The sequence below is a fragment of the Streptomyces sp. NBC_00203 genome (assembly GCF_045206325.1).
In the GTDB taxonomy this organism is placed as follows: Bacteria; Actinomycetota; Actinomycetes; order Streptomycetales; family Streptomycetaceae; genus Streptomyces; species Streptomyces lutosisoli.
On the sequence record NZ_CP108126.1, the window covers coordinates 7,779,064 to 7,796,074 of the forward strand.

Sequence of the window (17,011 nt, forward strand, 5' to 3'; positions counted from 1 at the left end):
CGGTCCGAGGAGGGAGCCACCGATGATTCTGCTCCGTCGCCTGCTGGGTGACGTGCTGCGTCGGCAGCGCCAGCGCCAGGGCCGTACTCTGCGCGAAGTCTCCTCGTCCGCCCGAGTTTCACTCGGCTATCTCTCCGAGGTGGAGCGGGGGCAGAAGGAGGCATCCTCCGAGCTGCTCTCCGCGATCTGCGACGCGCTGGACGTACGGATGTCCGAGCTCATGCGGGAAGTGAGCGACGAGCTCGCCCTCGCGGAGCTGGCACAGTCGGCTGCGGCCACCGAACCGGTGCCCGCACCGGTGCGTCGCCCGATGCTCAATTCCGTATCGGTGACCGGTGTGCCACCGGAACGGGTCACGATCAAGGCGCCTACCGAGGCGGTCGACGTCGTCGCCGCCTGACGTTCACGAGTTCGCGCTCATGAGCTGAGAATGCTCGTGTGAAGCCCCGGCCGGGGCTTCTCCAGGGAGACCTGGAGGAGTACGGCCGGGGTTTTTGCGTTGTACGGGTGTCCTCATATGGGTCCATTTGCCGGTATCCGGTGTGGCGGCCATGGTGGAGGGGTGCGGCGGGGGCCGGCCGGTGGACGGACGCCGGTTGTGCGCCTTGATCATCGTGATCGTTGCAGGCGTTGCAGGCGTTGCAGGCGTTGCAGGCGTTGCAGGCGTTGTGATCGATCGTCGTAGTTGTCGTCATCGGAGGATGCGGATGTATGTCGTGAAGAGCCCGTTGTCCGACGCGGACCTGAAGACCGTGGCCGAGGCGCTGCAGGGTGCCCTGGTGGACCTGCTGGACCTCTCCCTTGTGGCCAAGCAGGTCCACTGGAACGTGGTGGGACCGCGCTTCCGCTCTGTCCATCTCCAGCTCGACGAGGTCGTGGACACCGCGCGACTGCACTCCGACACCGTGGCGGAACGTGCCTCGACGCTGGGTGTCCCGCCGGACGGCCGGGCCGCGACCGTGGCCGTCAGCAGCGGCATCGGCGCGACGCCCGAGGGCTGGGTCAAGGACACCGACGCCGTGAAGACACTCGTGGACGCGCTGGGCGCGGTGATCACGCGGATGCGTGAGCGGGTGGCGGCGACCGGGGAGGCGGATCCGGTGACCCAGGACATCTTCATCGGGATCACGGCCGATCTGGAGAAGCACCACTGGATGTTCCAGGCGGAGAACGGGTGACCGCCCGCTGGTGCTGCCCAAGGTGCGCCCGTGTGCCGTTGGTGCGCCCTGCCGGGGAGTGAGAGCGGCGGTCTAGCGTCGGGCTGGAGGTGGGCACCATGGCGGGGCGAATAGTGCGCTGGGGGGCTGCACTGGCGCTCGGTGCGGTGTGGTGGTGGAGCGTGCTGCGGCTCGCGCTGGTACCCGATGCCGGGGTGCTGGAGGGGGCGGTCGCTGCCGGGGGATGGGGGCTGAGCCTGCTGCCGGTGCACTGCGTGCCGAAGGCCCGGGCGGTGGGCGCCGTGGGGTCGGATCGGTGGTGGGAGTCCTGGCAGGAGGCGCGGTCGCGGCGGCGGGGGACTGGTGGGGGGCGTGCGCGGGGCGTGCGGTAGGGAGTGGGGGCGCGCTTCAGAGGTGAGGGTGCGTGGCTAGGCGGGTGTGCGGGGGTGGAGCGCTGGAGGGTGGGGCGCTCGGGGAGGGGAAGGCGCCCCCTCGGGTGTGGCAGGGGGCGTGTCCGGGTGCCGGGTGCCGGGGGGTGTGCGGGGGCTTGAAGCGTGCAGGGGATGAAGTGGGGGCGCTTTGGTGTGTGCGTGCGCCGGCGTGTGCCGGTGGGAGCGGTAGTGCGTGGGTGAAGCGGGCTACCAGGGCATCGCGACGCCGCCGTTGGGGCGGAGGATCTGGCCCGTCGTGAACGCCGAGGCGTCCGAGGCGAGGTGCAGTACGGCGTGGGCGATGTCCTCCGGTTCGCCGACCCGGCCCAACGGTGACAGTCGCGCCATGAACGCCTCTGTCTGCGCCTGCGCCTCCCCGTGACGGTCGGTCATCGGGGTACGGATCCAGCCGGGCGCGACCGCGTTGACGCGGATGCCGTGCGGGCCGATCTCGGTCGCCAGGGTCTTCGTCAGCTGCACGACGGCCGCCTTCGCCGCGCCGTAGCAGAGCAGGCCGGGGCCGCCGGTGTCTATCGCACCCGACGCCATGGTGATGATGCTGCCGCGGACGCTCTTCGCGATCATGAGGCGGGCGGCCTCCTGGCAGGCGTACAGCACGCCCTTGAAGTTGATGCTCAGCACCCGGTCGAGGTCCTCGTCCCGGGTCTCCAGGACCGGGCTGCTGTGCATGATCCCGGCGACCGCCGCCATGACGTCGAGACGTTCGCAGGACGCGACGGCCTGCTGGAGCTGGGCGCGGTCGCTGACGTCGAGCGGGTGGGTGTGGGCGGTACCGCCCTGACTCTTGATCAGGGTCGCCGTCTCGTGCAGGCCCTGCGCGTCGCGGTCCGCGCAGTGGACGGCGGCTCCCGCCTCCGCAAGCAGGACGGCGGAGGCGCGGCCGATGCCGCTGGCGGCGCCGGTGACGAATGCGGTGCGTCCGGTGAGGTCGTACGCCGTGAGGGGCATGAAGGGACGGTACGAGGGTTTCTGACGGGTCGTCAATTGGTCGTACGTCGGGGACCCGTACGGGGTTGGGGTGCGCCCGGCGATGGCGTGGGCCCCGTCTGGCACGTCGGACACCAGTAGGTGGGGCGCTCACGGGCACCGTCGCCCTGGTCCGCCGAACGGATCGGGGTGCGGCAGCGCAGACAGGGGCGGGGTGTCCGGCCGTACACGAAGAGGTTCTGGTCGCGGCGGCCCGTGGTGCTGCGGGCGGGCCGGTCGCGGTTGACCTCGAGGAGCCTCTTGGCGAGGGCGGGCAGCTGGGCGGCGCGGTCAGTTGGCACATCGCCGATGGGGAGCCAGGGAGTGACCCCGAGGAGGAAGCACAGCTCGCTCTTGTAGACATTGCCGATGCCGGCGAGATTGCGCTGGTCGAGCAGGGCCTCGCCGAGCGGGCGGGCCGGGTCGCGCAGGAGGTTCTCCAGGGCCTTGTCCGGGTTCCAGTCCGGGCCCAGGAGGTCGGGACCGAGATGGCCGACCGCTCGGCCTTCGTCGGTGGTGCGGAGCAGTTCCAGTACGGGGAGGCGGTACCCGACGGCCGTGCGGTCCGCGGTGCCGAGGATCGCCCGGATCTGATGCGTGGGGCCGCCGCTCCAGCGCTGGCCGTTCGCGTACACCTTCCATGAGCCGTCCATCCGCAGATGCGAGTGCAGGGACACTCCGCCCTCGATCCGGGCGAGGAGGTGCTTGCCGCGCGGGGTGACATCCCGGACGGTGCGACCGGTGAGGTCGGCTGTGGCGTACCTGGGAACCCTCAGGTCGGAGCGGGTCAGCACCTTGCCCGCGAGGGCGATGTGCAGCCGCCTCGCGGCCTGCCAGACGGTGTCTCCTTCGGGCATGGGTCCAGGGTGGCATGGGTGGGAGGTGGCACGGATCGGGGCGTTTGTCGGGGGCGTCGAGGTGGGGTGTGCGGGGTGCGGGGTTGCAGGGTGCGCGGGGCTTCTTGTCGGGCGTCTGTACGGGACTCAGGCGCGGAGGCGCAGTCCGCGGGGGGTCGCGATGAAGCCTGCTCCTTCCAGGAGGGTCCCGAAGGGGGAGGTCAGAGCGGAGGCGCCGTTGACGCGCTCCACCGTGACCGTGCCGAGCGAGCCCGCGCGGGCCGCTGCGGCGAGGGTCTCGGCGGCGGTGTGCAGCCGCGCGTCCTCCGTGACCGAGCTGTCCGGGTCGGCGGGCCAGGCCAGCAGGGTCTTGCCGCCGCGCTCCATGTACAGGGTCAGCTCGCCGTCGACGAGCACGACCAAGGAGCCCGCCTTTCGGCCCGGCTTGTGCCCGGCGTCGGTCGGGGGCTCGGGCCAGGGAAGGGCCGCGCCGTAGGCGTTGGCGGGGTCGGCGGCGGCCAGGACAACGGCTGACGAGGTGGTGCGGGGGCGGGAGCGACTGTTCGAGAAGGCTGGGGTGTTGGGGTAGGCGGAGATGTGGGGGTGGGGGGAGGCGTTGGGGTGGGTGGAGCGGGCCGGGAAGGCCGAGTCGGCCGAGAAGCCGTGGTCGTCGGTGAAGCCGGGTTCTTCCGGGAAGCCGGAGGCGTCCGGGAACGCGGAACCGTCGGGGAATCCGGAGTCGTCAGGCAAGGCAGAACCGTCCGGGACGCCGGAGGTGTTCGCCGGGCCGAGGTCGGGTGCGTAGCCGAAGGTGTCCTTGGGGGCTTGGCCGCCGGGGAAACCTGAGGCGTGCGCCGAGGCGCGGTCGCCGGGGAAGCCGGCAGGGTTCGTGGGGCTTCGGTCGCCAGGGAATCCGTAGGCGCCCGGGGAACCGTCCGGGCGGTTCGGGTCGGACAGGGCTTCGCCCCGGTCCCGCGCGTTTGCCGCCGCGCGCAGCCGGTCCACCGCGCCGTCCATCGCGAACTGGGCGGCGCCGAGACCTTCGACCACATAGCCGCGGCGTGCCTGGCCGCTGTCCTCGAATGCGGACAGGATGCGGTACACCGCGGAGAAGCCGCCTTCGACGCCCTCCGCGGCGACGGCGCCCCGGGTCACCAAGCCGTGCCGGTCGAGCAGGGTGCGGGCCAGGGCGTGGGCGCGCACCGTCGGGTCGGGCTCACGCCCTGGCAGCAGCGACCAGCGGCCCGCCACGGTCGGCGGGCCCGTACGGGACTGGGGGCGGGCGGCGCCGGTCAGGGAGCCGTAGCGTCCGCGCGGGACCGAGCGCTTGGCGCGGTGGGCCGTGGACCCGGCGGTGCGTCCCGAGCCCAGGAGGGAGCGCATCGGCGCGAGCGTGTCGTTCGTGAGCCGTCCGGACCAGGCCAGGTCCCAGACGGCGTCGGCCAGTTGGGGATCGGTGACGTCGGGATGCGTGGTGGCGCGCACCTGGTCGGTGATCTGGCGGAAGAAGAGGCCGTAGCCCCCGGAGAGGGCGTCCAGGATCGACTGGTGGAGCGCGGTCGGCTCCAGGGGGTGCGGGGCCGGCAGGAGCAGCGGCGCCGCGTCCGCCAGATACAGCGAGACCCAGCCGTCCTTGCCCGGCAGCGACCCTGCCCCCGCCCAGACCACCTCTCCCGCGGCCGTGAGCTCGTCGAGCATCGCGGGGGTGTACCCGGCGACCCGGGAGGGCAGGACGAGTTTCTCCAGCGCGGATGCGGGTACGGACGCGCCCTGCAACTGCTCGATGGCGCGCACCAGTCCGTCGATTCCGCGCAGCCCGTGCCCGCTGCCCACGTGCTGCCACTGCGGCAGGAACTGCGCGAGCGCGGCGGGCGGCACCGGCTCCAGCTCGTGGCGCAGGGCCGCGAGCGAACGGCGGCGCAGCCTGCGGAGCACCGTCGCGTCGCACCACTCCTGACCGATACCCGCCGGATGGAACTCCCCTTGTACGACACGGCCGCTTGCTGCGAGTCGCTGCAAAGCCCCGTCCGTGACGGCCGGACCGAGACCGAAGCGGGCGGCGGCCGTCGTCGAGGTGAACGGGCCGTGGGTGCGTGCGTACCGGGCGAGGAGGTCGCCGAGCGGGTCTTTGACCGGCTCGGTGAATGCCTCTGGGACGCCGACGGGCAGCGCCGTACCGAGTGCGTCGCGAAGTCGGCCGGCGTCCTCGATCGCCGCCCAGTGGTCGGCCCCGGCGATGCGGACCCGGATGGCACGGCGGGCGGCGGCCAACTCCTGGGCCCATTGCGGCTCGGCGCCCCGCTCGGCGAGCTCGGCGTCGGTGAGCGGACCCAGCAGACGCAGCAGGTCGGCCACACTTTCGGCGTCCTTGGCGCGACGGTCCTCCGTGAGCCACTGGAGCTCCCGCTCCAGCTCGGCCAGGACATCGGCGTCGAGGAGCTCGCGCAGCTCGGCCTGGCCCAGGAGCTCGGCCAGCAGCCGAGAGTCCAGCGACAGGGCGGCGGCGCGCCGCTCGGCGAGAGGTGAGTCACCCTCGTACAGGAACTGGGCGACGTATCCGAAGAGGAGGGAGCGGGCGAAGGGGGAAGGCTCGGGCGTGGTGACTTCGACGAGTCGCACCTTGCGGGACTCGATGTCGCCCATCAGCTCCGTGAGGCCCGGGACGTCGAAGACGTCCTGGAGGCATTCGCGGACCGCCTCCAACACGATGGGGAACGAGCCGAACTCGCTGGCCACCTGGAGGAGTTGGGAGGCGCGCTGGCGCTGCTGCCACAGTGGGGTGCGCTTGCCGGGGTTGCGGCGCGGCAGGAGCAGGGCGCGGGCTGCGCACTCGCGGAAGCGGGACGCGAAGAGCGCGGAACTGCCGACCTGGTCGGTGACGATCTGGTTGACCTCACCCTTGTCGAAGGCGACGTCCGCCGCGCCGACCGGCGCCTGTTCCGCGTCGTACTCCGTACCCGCCTTCATAGGTGCCTGGTCGAGCAGGTCGAGGCCCATGATGTCGGCGTCGGGCAGCCGCAGCACGATGCCGTCGTCGGCGTGCATCACCTGGGCGTCCATGCCGTACCGCTCGGAGAGCTTGGCGCCGAGAGCGAGGGCCCAGGGGGCGTGGACCTGGGCGCCGAAGGGGGAATGCACGACGACTCGCCAGTCGCCCAGCTCGTCGCGGAAACGCTCGACGACGATGGTCCGGTCGTCCGGGATGTGCCCGCATGCCTCGCGCTGTTCGGCGAGGTACGAGAGCACGTTGTCGGCTGCCCAGGCGTCCAGGCCCGCGGCGAGGAGCCGGAGCCGGGCGTCGTCCTTGGGGAGTGAGCCGACCTCGCGGAGGAACGCGCCGACCGCGCGGCCCAGTTCGAGCGGGCGGCCGAGCTGGTCGCCCTTCCAGAAGGGCAGCCTGCCCGGGACACCGGGTGCCGGGGAGACCAGAACGCGGTCGCGGGTGATGTCCTCGATGCGCCAGGAGCTCGTGCCGAGCGTGAAGACGTCGCCCACACGGGACTCGTAGACCATCTCCTCGTCGAGCTCGCCGACCCGGCCGCCGCCCTTCTTGGGGTCGGCTCCCGCGAGGAAGACCCCGAAGAGCCCGCGGTCGGGGATGGTGCCACCTGAGGTGACGGCGAGGCGCTGCGCGCCGGGGCGCCCGGTGACCGTACCGGCGACGCGGTCCCACACCACGCGGGGCCTGAGCTCCGCGAAGGCGTCGGACGGATAGCGGCCCGCGAGCATGTCGAGCACGGCGGTGAACGCCGACTCCGGGAGCGAGGCGAAGGGGGCCGCCCGGCGGACCGTGGCGAGCAGGTCGTCGACCTGCCAGGTGTCGAGCGCGGTCATGGCGACGAGCTGCTGTGCCAGCACGTCCAGGGGATTGGCGGGGACCCGGAGGGACTCGATGGAACCCGTGCGCATCCGCTCGGTGACCACCGCGGCCTGGACGAGGTCGCCGCGGTACTTGGGGAAGACGACGCCGGTGGAGACCGCGCCCACCTGGTGTCCTGCCCGCCCCACGCGCTGGAGCCCGGAGGCCACGGACGGCGGCGACTCGACCTGGATGACGAGGTCCACGGCTCCCATGTCGATGCCCAGTTCGAGGCTGGAGGTGGCGACCACCGCGGGCAGGCGGCCCGCCTTCAGGTCCTCCTCGACCAGCGCCCGCTGCTCCTTGGAGACGGAGCCGTGGTGGGCGCGGGCGATGACGGGCGGAGCTCCCTGCGCCGCGCCCGAGCCGCCCATCAGCTGGGCCGGGGCGTGAGCCTCCTCAAGGGGCTCGCCGGTCGCCCTCTCGTACGCGATCTCGTTGAGCCGGTTGCAGAGGCGCTCCGCCAGACGGCGGGAGTTGGCGAACACGATGGTCGAGCGGTGGGACTGGACGAGATCGGCGATCCGCTCCTCGACATGCGGCCAGATGGACGGCTTCTCGGCACCCTCCTTGCCATCGGCGACCGGGGAGCCGCCCAACTCGCCCAGGTCCTCCACCGGGACGACCACGGAGAGGTCGAACTCCTTGCCGGACGGCGGCTGGACGATCTCCACCTTGCGCTGGGGCGAGAGATAGCGCGCGACCTCGTCCACCGGACGGACCGTCGCGGAGAGGCCGATGCGGCGGGCGGGCTTGGGCAGCAGCTCGTCGAGGCGCTCCAGGGTGAGCGCGAGATGGGCGCCGCGCTTGGTGCCCGCGACCGCGTGCACCTCGTCCAGGATCACCGTCTCGATGCCTGTCAACGCGTCGCGCGTGGCTGACGTCAGCATCAGGAACAGTGACTCGGGGGTCGTGATCAGAATGTCCGGCGGGCGTGTGGCCAGCGCGCGGCGCTCTGCGGGCGGGGTGTCGCCGGAGCGGATGCCGACCCTCACCTCGGGTTCGGGCTGCCCGAGCCGCACGGCTTCCTGTCGGATGCCGGTCAGTGGGCTGCGCAGATTCCGCTCCACGTCGACCGCGAGGGCCTTGAGCGGTGATACGTACAGCACGCGGCAGCGCTTCTTGGGGTCCGCCGGCGGCGGGGTCGAGGCCAGCTGGTCGAGCGCGGCGAGGAACGCGGCCAGGGTCTTGCCGGAGCCGGTCGGGGCGACCACGAGCACGTCCGAGCCCTCGCCGATGGCCGCCCATGCCCCGGCCTGGGCGGCGGTGGGCGCGGAGAAGGCCCCCGTGAACCAGCCGCGGGTCGCGGGGGAGAAGCCGTCGAGGGCTCGGTGTGCGGAGCTGACCATGTGTCCATCCTGCACCCGGCCACTGACAATCCGTCTGACCTGCGGGAACGCGGCCGTCGGGGCCCATTTCGACTGCGGTGGGTGGTGGGTCGGGGCCGGGGCGGGGGTATCCGTCCTCGGTCTGGCGCGGGATCGGTTGCGTTTTGAAGGAGCCGGTGTTGACGCGCCAGCCGCTGCGGGCGGACACCCCCGCCCCGGCCCCTTCCGCCGGTGGGCGGCTGTCGGCTGGTGGGGGAGGGGTGCGTGCAGCGGCTGTCGGCTGGTGGGGGTGCAGTTGGCAGCTGTCCGGTGTGGTGTCATCGGGCGGCTGTCGTTGTGGTGGTCGCGGAGAATGGCAGTGTGGCGGATTCGGGACGGGAGCGGGCGCGGCACTGGCAGTACGCGGAACTGCCCGGTGTCGATCTGCTGCGTGCCAGCTATGTCGAAAAGATCTTCGTGCGGCATACCCACGAGAACTTCGTCATCGCTGCCATCACCGACGGTGTCGAGGTCTTCCACCATGGCGGTGGCGACCAGTACGCGGGTCCGGGCGCCCTCGCGCTGGTCAACCCCGACACCCCGCACACGGGCCGGGCGGGTGTCCCCGAGGGCTGGCGGTACGGGGCGGTGTACCCGTCGCCGGAGCTGGTGGCCGAGATCGCCGCGGAGACCACCACCATCCGCGGCACCCCCGGGTTCACGAGTCCGGTGCTCGACGACCCGTACGCGGCGGGCCTGGTCCACCAGGTGCTGCGGGCTGCCGAGGAGGGCAACGCGCTCGCCGCCGACACTCTGCTGCGCGTCGCCGTGACCCGGCTGCTGCGCCTGAACGGAGGCCCGCTGCCGCAGCGGGCCGTGCACACCGCGGGCGCCCGCGTCGCCGCACGCGCGCGTGCGGTGCTGGAGGAGCGGATGGTCGAGCCCCCTTCCCTGGAGCGGCTCGCCGCCGACCTCGGCACCAGCCCGTTCGCGCTGCTGCGCGCGTTCCGGGACACCTACGGCATGCCGCCCCACACCTGGCTGACCGACGCCCGTGTACGCCGGGCCCGCCACCTCCTGGACGCCGGTTCCGCGCCCGCCGAGGCGGCCGTCGCCGTCGGCTTCACCGACCAGCCGCATCTCAATCGGCACTTCACCCGGATCGTGGGCGTACCCCCGGGCGCCTACCAGCGCGAGCGCAAGAACGTACAAGACGGTGAGGGCCGACTGCTCCTACCGTCCAGGGCGTGGCAGAACAGACAGCTCTCGCAGACATACGCAGTGAAGAAGGCGGAAAACCCGACGCCGCCGTCGTCCGGGACGCCCTAGGGGTCGGGGTCGCCGTCGGACTGTCCGGGTTCGCCTTCGGGGTGACCTCGGCCGGCAGCGGGCTCACGCTGCTGCAGACCTGCGCGCTCAGCCTCCTGGTGTTCACCGGCGCCTCGCAGTTCGCGCTCGTGGGCGCGCTCGCGGCCGGGGGCAACCCGCTCACGGCGGCCGCGGGCGCCTTCTTCCTCGGGGTGCGCAACGCCTTCTACGGGCTGCGCCTGTCGCAACTGCTCGCCCTCCCGCGCGCGGTGCGACCGTTCGCCGCGCAGTGGGTCATCGACGAGACCACCGCGGTCGCGCTCGCCCAGCCCACCCGCCGCAGCGTCCGCATCGGCTTCACCGTCACCGGGCTCTCCCTCTACGTGCTGTGGAACCTCACCACCCTGCTCGGCGCCGTCGGGGCCGAAGCCATCGGCGACACCGACGCGTGGGGGCTGGATGCCGCCGGACCCGCCGTCTTCCTGGCGCTGCTCGCGCCGATGCTGAAGACCACCACGGAGCGCACGGTCGCGGGTGTCGCGGTCCTTCTGGGGCTCGGTCTGCTGCCCGTGCTGCCCGCCGGAGTTCCCGTACTGGTGGCCGCGCTGGCCGCTCCCGCCGTCCTCTACGTAGAGGGACGCCGCAGCGCGAAGACCGCCAACGACGTGCCAAGGGAAGATCGTTGAACATCTGGATCGCCATCGGCGCGACCGCCGTCGGCTGCTACGCCGTCAAACTCATCGGGCTGCTGATCCCCGCCGGCGTACTGGAACGTCCCCTCGTCCGGCGCCTCGCCGCCCTGCTGCCCGTCGCCCTTCTCGCCGCTCTCACGGCCCAGCAGACCTTCGCCGACGGGCGCGTCCTGGTCGTGGACGCGAAGGCCGCGGGACTCGCCGCGGCGGCCGTCGCGCTGATCCTGCGCGCCCCCTTCCTGCTCGTGGTCGCCGCGGCGGTGGTGGTGACGGCGGGGGTGCGGGCGATGACGAGCTGACGTCCGGACGCACAGCGCTGTCGGCCTTCACGCGTGCGTGTGGGCCGACAGCCCCTCCAAGGCGTCGAAGGCAGCGCGGTCGGCCGGGGGTCCCTCCGGAGCGACACGGTCGATACGTCACAGGCCGCCTGGGTACTGTGACGCGTCACAAGCCGCCCGCCCGCAGGAGCCCGCCGTGCCCCTCTCCGCAGCCGCCAGGGCGCTCGCGCTGCGCTGCGAGCCCCGGGTCAACGAACTGGCCCGGCGGATGACCCGCGAGTCCTTCGAGGCGCTCCCCGGCTACGCGGAGCTCCCGGACGATCTGAAGGACCTGGAGATCGCGGCGACGGCCCGACACGGCATCCGGCTGTTCCTGCGCCGCGCGGGCGACCCGGATCTCGCGCGCGCCGACCTGCGTCTGTTCCGCGAGCGGGCCGCTCAGCGCGCCGAGGAGGGGATGCCGCTGCACCTGCTGCTGCGCACGCACTCCCTGGGCGCGTACGTGCTGTGGCGGGCGCTGCGCGAGACGGCCCGGCCCGGGGAGGAGGCCGCCCTCATAGAACTGGTCGACCTCCTCCTGGAGTCGCACCACAGAGTTGTGGGCTCGGTCGCCGAGACGTACGTCGACGAGCGCACCGCTCTGGAGGCCGACGCCCGCGCCCAGCGCCGCTCGCTGGTCCGCGGGCTGCTGGACGGCGTACTGAAGCCCGGACACATACTCCTGGACGAGCTGCGCCTGGAGGGGCCCGCCCTGGTGCTCGCCCTCGACCTCGGAGTGTCGGCCGAGGGTCCCGTGGGCGAACGGCGGCGGCAGCGCAGGGCGCAGACCGTCCTGGACCACGCCTTCGGTACGGAGGTGGCGGCGCTCCTGGACACAGGCCTGGGCCGTGCCGTCGTCCCCAAGGAGTGCGAGCCGCCGGACGACCTCGCCCGGCGGCTCAGCAAGGCCCTGGGGACACCGGTCAGGGTCGCGCACGTGCCGGCCGCGGGGCCCGCGGACATCCCGGAGGCGGCCCGCACCGCGACGGAGATCCTGCGTGTCACGCGCGCGTGCGGACTGCCGCCCGGACTGCACCGCCTGGAGGACGTCCTTCTGGAGTTCCATCTCTCCCGGCCCGACCCCAGCAGCCACAAGATCGCCGCCCTGCTCGACCCGGTCGCCGACCGCCCCGAGCTCCTGGAGACCCTGCGCACCCACCTCGCGCACCAGCAGGACCGCCGGGCCACCGCCACCGCGCTGGGACTGCACCCGAACACCGTCGACAACCGGCTCGCCAAGATCGGGGAACAGTCCGGCATCGACCTCTCGTCGCCCCGAGGGGCGGCCCTGGCGATCGCTGCACTGCTCCTCAGGGACACCCAGGACACGCCGTCCTACGGCCCGTACGCGCGCCCCTGACGTCAACCGATGGACCGTCCGTACGCCCGCAGCGTGCGCAACGCCTCGATCGTCACCATGGGGCGGCACTCCAGGGCGGTGCTCGGCGCCCACTGACGCCAGCGGATCGGCCAGCCTCCGTCCTCCTCCTGTTCGTCCGCCAGGTGGTCGAGCGAGCGCGTCATCTCCTCGTCGGTGAACCACGCGCGCGCGAGAGACTCGGGAGTCTTCGCGTAGTCGTGCGGGAAGTGGTGCTCGCCCGGCGCGTACCCGGGGGCGACCGGAAACGACTCAAGGTGTTCCGGGTCCAGAGCCGCGAGCCGGTGCTCGCGCACCAGGCGGCCCAGACGGTCGGCGGTCGCCTCCGCGCGCGGGCGGTCGGGGGCGGAGTCCAGGAAGACGACGGCGGCCTCGATCTCGTACGGATGGGACTTCTCCAGCGAATCGACCGCCTGCCAGCAGAAGTCGGTGGCACGGAACAGCCAGGCGTGCCACACCTCGTTGCGGTGCAACAGGCCCACCACGGGCCCGGTGGCCAGGAGTTCGCTCGGCGGGTCGTCGACGATCGGGACGAAGGGAGCCGTCGGATAGCCGCGTTGGCTGGGATGGATCGCCGGCAGTGCGCCGTCCGCCGTCGACACGGAGGTCAGATAGCGGCACACGCGCTCCACGCGCTGTCCGCCGCAGCGCCCGATCGAGTCCAGCACACGCAGCGCGTGCCCGGTGTGCAGCGGCTGGCTGACCGGGCCGCGCAGATCGGGTTCGAGCGCGTGACCGTACCCTTCGTCCTCGTTGCGGTAGGCGGCCAGCGCGGTCTCCACCGCGTCTGCGCCGCCGCCGAGGAAGTGGTACGCAAAGCGGCGCTGCTCCAGTACACGTGCGGTGAGCCAGATGAAGTGCTCGGCGCGTGAGAGCGAGTGCGCCGGGGGCGTCGGGGGGAGTGGGGATGCTCCTGTTTCGGCCATGCGTCAGACCGTAGGACGGAAAGCGGTCTCGGCAAGCGGTCCCGGCTCGGGCCCACTCTCAGGGGCGGGATACTGGAGTCATGCGGTTGACGGTCTTCTGGCAGCGGATGGCGGAGCACTTCGGTGCGGGATACGCCGATACCTTCGCGCGCGATCATGTGATGACGGAACTCGGCGGGCGCACCGTGCACGAGGCGCTGAACGCCGGCTGGGAGGCCAAGGACGTGTGGCGCGTGGTGTGCGCGACCATGAACGTTCCGTACGAAAGCCGCTGACGGACCGGGAAGATCCGGGGGCGGGGGCCGATTGTCGGCGGCGTGGGCGAGACTTGCACCGTGGCCCCGACAGACGAGACCGCACAGGTCGCCCAGCAGGCATCACCGTTCGGCACGACGCCGCCCACCGGCCCCCCGGCCGGGGACACAGCCGCGCCCGGCGGGCGCATGCCGCGCTGGCTGCCGCGCGCCATGGTGCTCGCGCTCGCGCTCGTCGCAGTCTTCCAGCTGGGCAGTTGGGCGTTCCACCAGCTCACCAGCCTGCTGATCAACATTCTCATCGCGTTCTTCCTGGCACTCGCGATAGAACCCGCGGTGAGCTGGATGGCCTCGCGCGGCATGCGCAGGGGACTGGCCACCTTCCTCGTCTTCTTCGGCGCGATGATCGCGATCGCCGGATTCATCACGCTGCTCGGCTCGATGCTCGCGGGCCAGATCATCAAGATGGTCGAGGGCTTCCCCGACTACCTCGACTCGGTCATCAACTGGATCAACACGCACTTCCACACGGACCTGAGACGGGTGGACATCCAGGACAGCCTGGTCCACTCCGACTGGCTGCGGAAGTACGTACAGAACAGCGCCACCGGCGTCCTGGACGTGTCCGCGCAGGTACTGGGCGGCCTCTTCAAGCTGCTGACGATCGCGCTGTTCTCGTTCTACTTCGCCGCCGACGGACCGCGGCTGCGGCGCGCGCTGTGCTCGGTGCTGCCGCCCGCCCGGCAGGCCGAGGTGCTGCGTGCGTGGGAGATCGCCGTCGACAAGACCGGCGGCTATCTGTACTCACGCGGTCTGATGGCGCTGATCTCCGGCGTAGCGCACTACATCCTGTTGGAGTCCCTGGGCGTGCCCTACGCGCCCGTGCTCGCCGTCTGGGTGGGCCTCGTCTCGCAGTTCATCCCCACGATCGGCACCTATCTCGCGGGCGCCCTGCCGATGCTGATCGCCTTCACGATCGACCCCTGGTACGCGCTGTGGGTGCTCATCTTCGTCGTGATCTACCAGCAGTTCGAGAACTATGTGCTGCAACCCAAGCTGACCTCCAAGACCGTCGACATCCACCCCGCGGTCGCCTTCGGGTCGGTCATCGCGGGCACCGCGCTCCTCGGCGCCGTCGGCGCGCTGATCGCCATCCCCGCCGTCGCCACGCTGCAGGCCTTCCTGGGGGCGTACGTGAAGCGCTACGACGTCACGGACGACCCCCGAGTGCAGGGCCACCGCAGTCGGGACTCGGGCACCTTCCTCGCGCGCGTGCGGCGGCTGTTCACCAGGTGAGGACCGCCCACACACCGGCGCCGACGACGGCCGCCGCGTAGCAGCCGGCCGCCGCGTACATCACCCGCTGCTTGTTCCTGTCGCTCCAGGCAGCGCGCGACAGCAGCCAGGCCAGTGCCGGCAGCACCAGCACGGCGTGCAGGCTCACCCCGTGCAGCGGCTTGAACGGGGCCGTCGAGTGGTACGCCGCCTCCTGGTGGCCGGTCCGGGTGAGGATCACCCCGCGCGCGATCATCGCGGCGCCCGTCAGCAGGGCGACGAGCAGGATCGCGAACCCGGAGCGCAGCGCGAGCGGCATCCCCAGTGGGCCTGCGGGGCGGTTCCGGAACGAGGCCACCGCGAACACGGTGAGCAGCATCACGAGAACCCCGCCGCCCACCGCGAGCGTCATGGACACCGCCGTGTCGAAGGCGGTCTCCGTGTTGAGATGCGAGGGCACCCGACGCCACGCCTGCAGGGTGATCCCGCCCACTTCCACGACACAGTCGGCGGCGAACACCACGAGCAGCGTGGTGCGCAACCGCGGCCCGACGCGCAGATACGACGTGACCCACGTGATCGCGATCAGCGTCAGCCCGAAGGAGAGCCCGAAGGTGACGGGCTTGCGCCGGGAGACGGGCCCGTCCCAGGGGCCACCGTCGACGGCGAAGACCACCAGATGCACGCATCCCGAGAGGACGAGCAGGGCCCCCGTCGCATAGCAGAGCCGCTCGGCCGGGCGGAACGTGGGCTTCGAGGGTGTCGGCGTGCGCTTCAAGGGTGCCCGGGACCGGGACCTCATGGTTTCCATGGCCCAAGCCTCGCGAGCAGGCCTCACGGCGTCGTCGTACGGCCGAAGGCACCTGCCGTACGCCCGGGAGAGTAGCCCGGTACCGGACCGTACCGGCGGGAAATCCGGGGCACTGTCAGACCGCGAACGTACTCTCGGAGGTGTCGCGTGGTGCGCTTGACACGAAAATCGAACATCCATTCTCATGGAAGTTCCGGCGGAGCTCTCGACGGGGATTTCGGCAGGGTTTTCATGGAGATGTGCCCGAGTTATCCACAGGCCGGACGGGCGTCGGGGCGCATTGTCAGTGGCAGGCGTTAGCGTCTTTGACGTGAAGCGATCGACTCAAGCAAACCGGGTGGAACCCATGGCAGGAACCGACCGCGAGAAGGCGCTGGACGCCGCACTCGCACAAATTGAACGGCAATTCGGCAAGGGCGCCGTGATGCGCCTGGGCGAGCGGCCGAATGAGCCCATCGAGGTCATCCCCACCGGGTCGACCGCGCTCGACGTCGCCCTCGGTGTCGGCGGCCTGCCGCGCGGCCGAGTGGTGGAGGTGTACGGCCCGGAGTCCTCCGGTAAGACGACCCTGACCCTGCACGCCGTGGCGAACGCGCAGAAGGCCGGCGGCCAGGTGGCCTTCATCGACGCCGAGCACGCCCTCGACCCCGAGTACGCGAAGAAGCTCGGCGTCGACATCGACAACCTGATCCTGTCGCAGCCGGACAACGGCGAGCAGGCTCTGGAGATCGTGGACATGCTGGTCCGCTCCGGCGCGCTCGACCTCATCGTCATCGACTCCGTCGCCGCCCTGGTGCCGCGCGCGGAGATCGAGGGCGAGATGGGCGACTCGCACGTGGGTCTGCAGGCCCGTCTGATGAGCCAGGCCCTGCGGAAGATCACCAGCGCGCTCAACCAGTCGAAGACCACCGCGATCTTCATCAACCAGCTCCGCGAGAAGATCGGCGTGATGTTCGGCTCCCCGGAGACCACGACGGGTGGCCGGGCGCTGAAGTTCTACGCCTCGGTGCGACTCGACATCCGCCGCATCGAAACGCTGAAGGACGGTACGGACGCGGTCGGCAACCGCACCCGCGTCAAGGTCGTCAAGAACAAGGTCGCGCCGCCCTTCAAGCAGGCCGAGTTCGACATCCTCTACGGCCAGGGCATCAGCCGCGAGGGCGGCCTGATCGACATGGGCGTGGAGCACGGCTTCGTCCGCAAGGCCGGCGCTTGGTACACGTACGAGGGCGACCAGCTCGGTCAGGGCAAGGAGAACGCGCGCAACTTCCTGAAGGACAACCCCGACCTCGCCAACGAGATCGAGAAGAAGATCAAGGAGAAGCTGGGCGTCGGAGTGCGTCCCGTGGAGCCCACCACCGAGCCGGGCGCGGACGCGGCGGTCTCGGCCGCCCCGGGCGAGGCCGCGAAGACGGTGCCCGCTCCGGCGGCCAAGGCGACCAAGCCCAAGGCCGCGGCGGCCAAGAGCTAGTC

Annotated in this window: 15 protein-coding genes; 10 read left to right on the forward strand and 5 right to left on the reverse strand. The window is 71.6% G+C overall.

Annotation, left to right across the window (positions count from 1 at the left end; translation table 11 throughout):
* The first annotated feature begins 22 nt into the window (after nt 1–22).
* The 3 genes from OG975_RS34750 to OG975_RS34760 all read left to right on the forward strand — a co-directional run bounded on the left by OG975_RS34750 (nt 23) and on the right by OG975_RS34760 (nt 1,549).
* Nucleotides 23–400 (forward strand): helix-turn-helix domain-containing protein, encoded by a 378-nt coding sequence (locus OG975_RS34750; RefSeq protein WP_028802355.1) that lies wholly within the window; start codon nt 23–25, stop codon nt 398–400.
* Between the two features lie 307 nt (nt 401–707).
* Nucleotides 708–1,178, forward strand: coding sequence for a Dps family protein (locus tag OG975_RS34755; RefSeq protein ID WP_406333264.1), 471 nt, complete (start codon nt 708–710; stop codon nt 1,176–1,178).
* A 98-nt stretch (nt 1,179–1,276) separates the two neighbouring features.
* Nucleotides 1,277–1,549: a hypothetical protein gene (locus OG975_RS34760; RefSeq protein WP_406333266.1), complete on the forward strand. Its 273-nt coding sequence runs from the start codon at nt 1,277–1,279 to the stop codon at nt 1,547–1,549.
* 246 nt (nt 1,550–1,795) lie between these two features.
* On the opposite strand, the gene OG975_RS34765 is transcribed toward OG975_RS34760, so the two are convergent.
* From OG975_RS34765 to OG975_RS34775, 3 genes are all read right to left on the reverse strand, one after another.
* Nucleotides 1,796–2,557 carry an SDR family NAD(P)-dependent oxidoreductase gene (locus tag OG975_RS34765; RefSeq protein WP_406333267.1) on the reverse strand — a complete coding sequence of 254 codons (762 nt, stop codon included), beginning with the start codon at nt 2,555–2,557 and terminating at the stop codon, nt 1,796–1,798.
* Between the two features lie 32 nt (nt 2,558–2,589).
* Nucleotides 2,590–3,432, reverse strand: coding sequence for an Fpg/Nei family DNA glycosylase (locus OG975_RS34770; protein ID WP_406333268.1), 843 nt, complete (start codon nt 3,430–3,432; stop codon nt 2,590–2,592).
* 126 nt (nt 3,433–3,558) lie between these two features.
* Complete coding sequence (locus tag OG975_RS34775; protein WP_406333269.1) at nt 3,559–8,619, reverse strand: ATP-dependent helicase; 5,061 nt, start codon at nt 8,617–8,619, stop codon at nt 3,559–3,561.
* A 339-nt stretch (nt 8,620–8,958) separates the two neighbouring features.
* Here OG975_RS34775 and OG975_RS34780 point away from each other — a divergent pair, with 339 nt between their 5' ends.
* The 4 genes from OG975_RS34780 to OG975_RS34795 all read left to right on the forward strand — a co-directional run bounded on the left by OG975_RS34780 (nt 8,959) and on the right by OG975_RS34795 (nt 12,254).
* Nucleotides 8,959–9,906: an AraC family transcriptional regulator gene (locus OG975_RS34780; RefSeq protein ID WP_406333270.1), complete on the forward strand. Its 948-nt coding sequence runs from the start codon at nt 8,959–8,961 to the stop codon at nt 9,904–9,906.
* On the forward strand, nt 9,825–10,571 hold the full coding sequence (locus OG975_RS34785) for an AzlC family ABC transporter permease (protein ID WP_406333271.1): 747 nt from the start codon (nt 9,825–9,827) through the stop codon (nt 10,569–10,571). Before OG975_RS34780 ends, OG975_RS34785 begins: the two co-directional genes overlap by 82 nt.
* Nucleotides 10,568–10,876, forward strand: a complete 309-nt coding sequence (locus OG975_RS34790) for an AzlD domain-containing protein (protein ID WP_406333272.1) — start codon at nt 10,568–10,570, stop codon at nt 10,874–10,876. The genes OG975_RS34785 and OG975_RS34790 overlap by 4 nt, the downstream gene beginning before the upstream one ends.
* A 175-nt stretch (nt 10,877–11,051) precedes the next feature.
* Entirely contained in the window at nt 11,052–12,254 is a 1,203-nt protein-coding gene (locus OG975_RS34795; RefSeq protein WP_406333274.1) for a PucR family transcriptional regulator, read from the forward strand.
* Nucleotides 12,255–12,256: 2 nt separating this feature from the next.
* Here OG975_RS34795 and OG975_RS34800 read toward each other — a convergent pair whose 3' ends face one another.
* Nucleotides 12,257–13,198 (reverse strand): hypothetical protein, encoded by a 942-nt coding sequence (locus tag OG975_RS34800; protein ID WP_406333275.1) that lies wholly within the window; start codon nt 13,196–13,198, stop codon nt 12,257–12,259.
* Nucleotides 13,199–13,278: 80 nt separating this feature from the next.
* On the opposite strand from OG975_RS34800, the gene OG975_RS34805 reads away from it, so the two are divergent.
* A complete protein-coding gene (locus OG975_RS34805; RefSeq protein WP_406333276.1) occupies nt 13,279–13,473 on the forward strand; it encodes a DUF3046 domain-containing protein in 195 nt (64 codons plus the stop codon).
* A 60-nt stretch (nt 13,474–13,533) separates the two neighbouring features.
* Nucleotides 13,534–14,748, forward strand: coding sequence for an AI-2E family transporter (locus OG975_RS34810; RefSeq protein ID WP_406333278.1), 1,215 nt, complete (start codon nt 13,534–13,536; stop codon nt 14,746–14,748).
* Here the strand turns inward: OG975_RS34810 and OG975_RS34815 are convergent.
* Complete coding sequence (locus tag OG975_RS34815) at nt 14,738–15,529, reverse strand: hypothetical protein (RefSeq protein WP_406336612.1); 792 nt, start codon at nt 15,527–15,529, stop codon at nt 14,738–14,740. The genes OG975_RS34810 and OG975_RS34815 overlap by 11 nt on opposite strands.
* A 355-nt stretch (nt 15,530–15,884) precedes the next feature.
* Here OG975_RS34815 and recA point away from each other — a divergent pair, with 355 nt between their 5' ends.
* Nucleotides 15,885–17,009, forward strand: a complete 1,125-nt coding sequence (gene recA / locus OG975_RS34820) for a recombinase RecA (RefSeq protein WP_330307707.1) — start codon at nt 15,885–15,887, stop codon at nt 17,007–17,009.
* Nucleotides 17,010–17,011 lie beyond the last annotated feature (2 nt).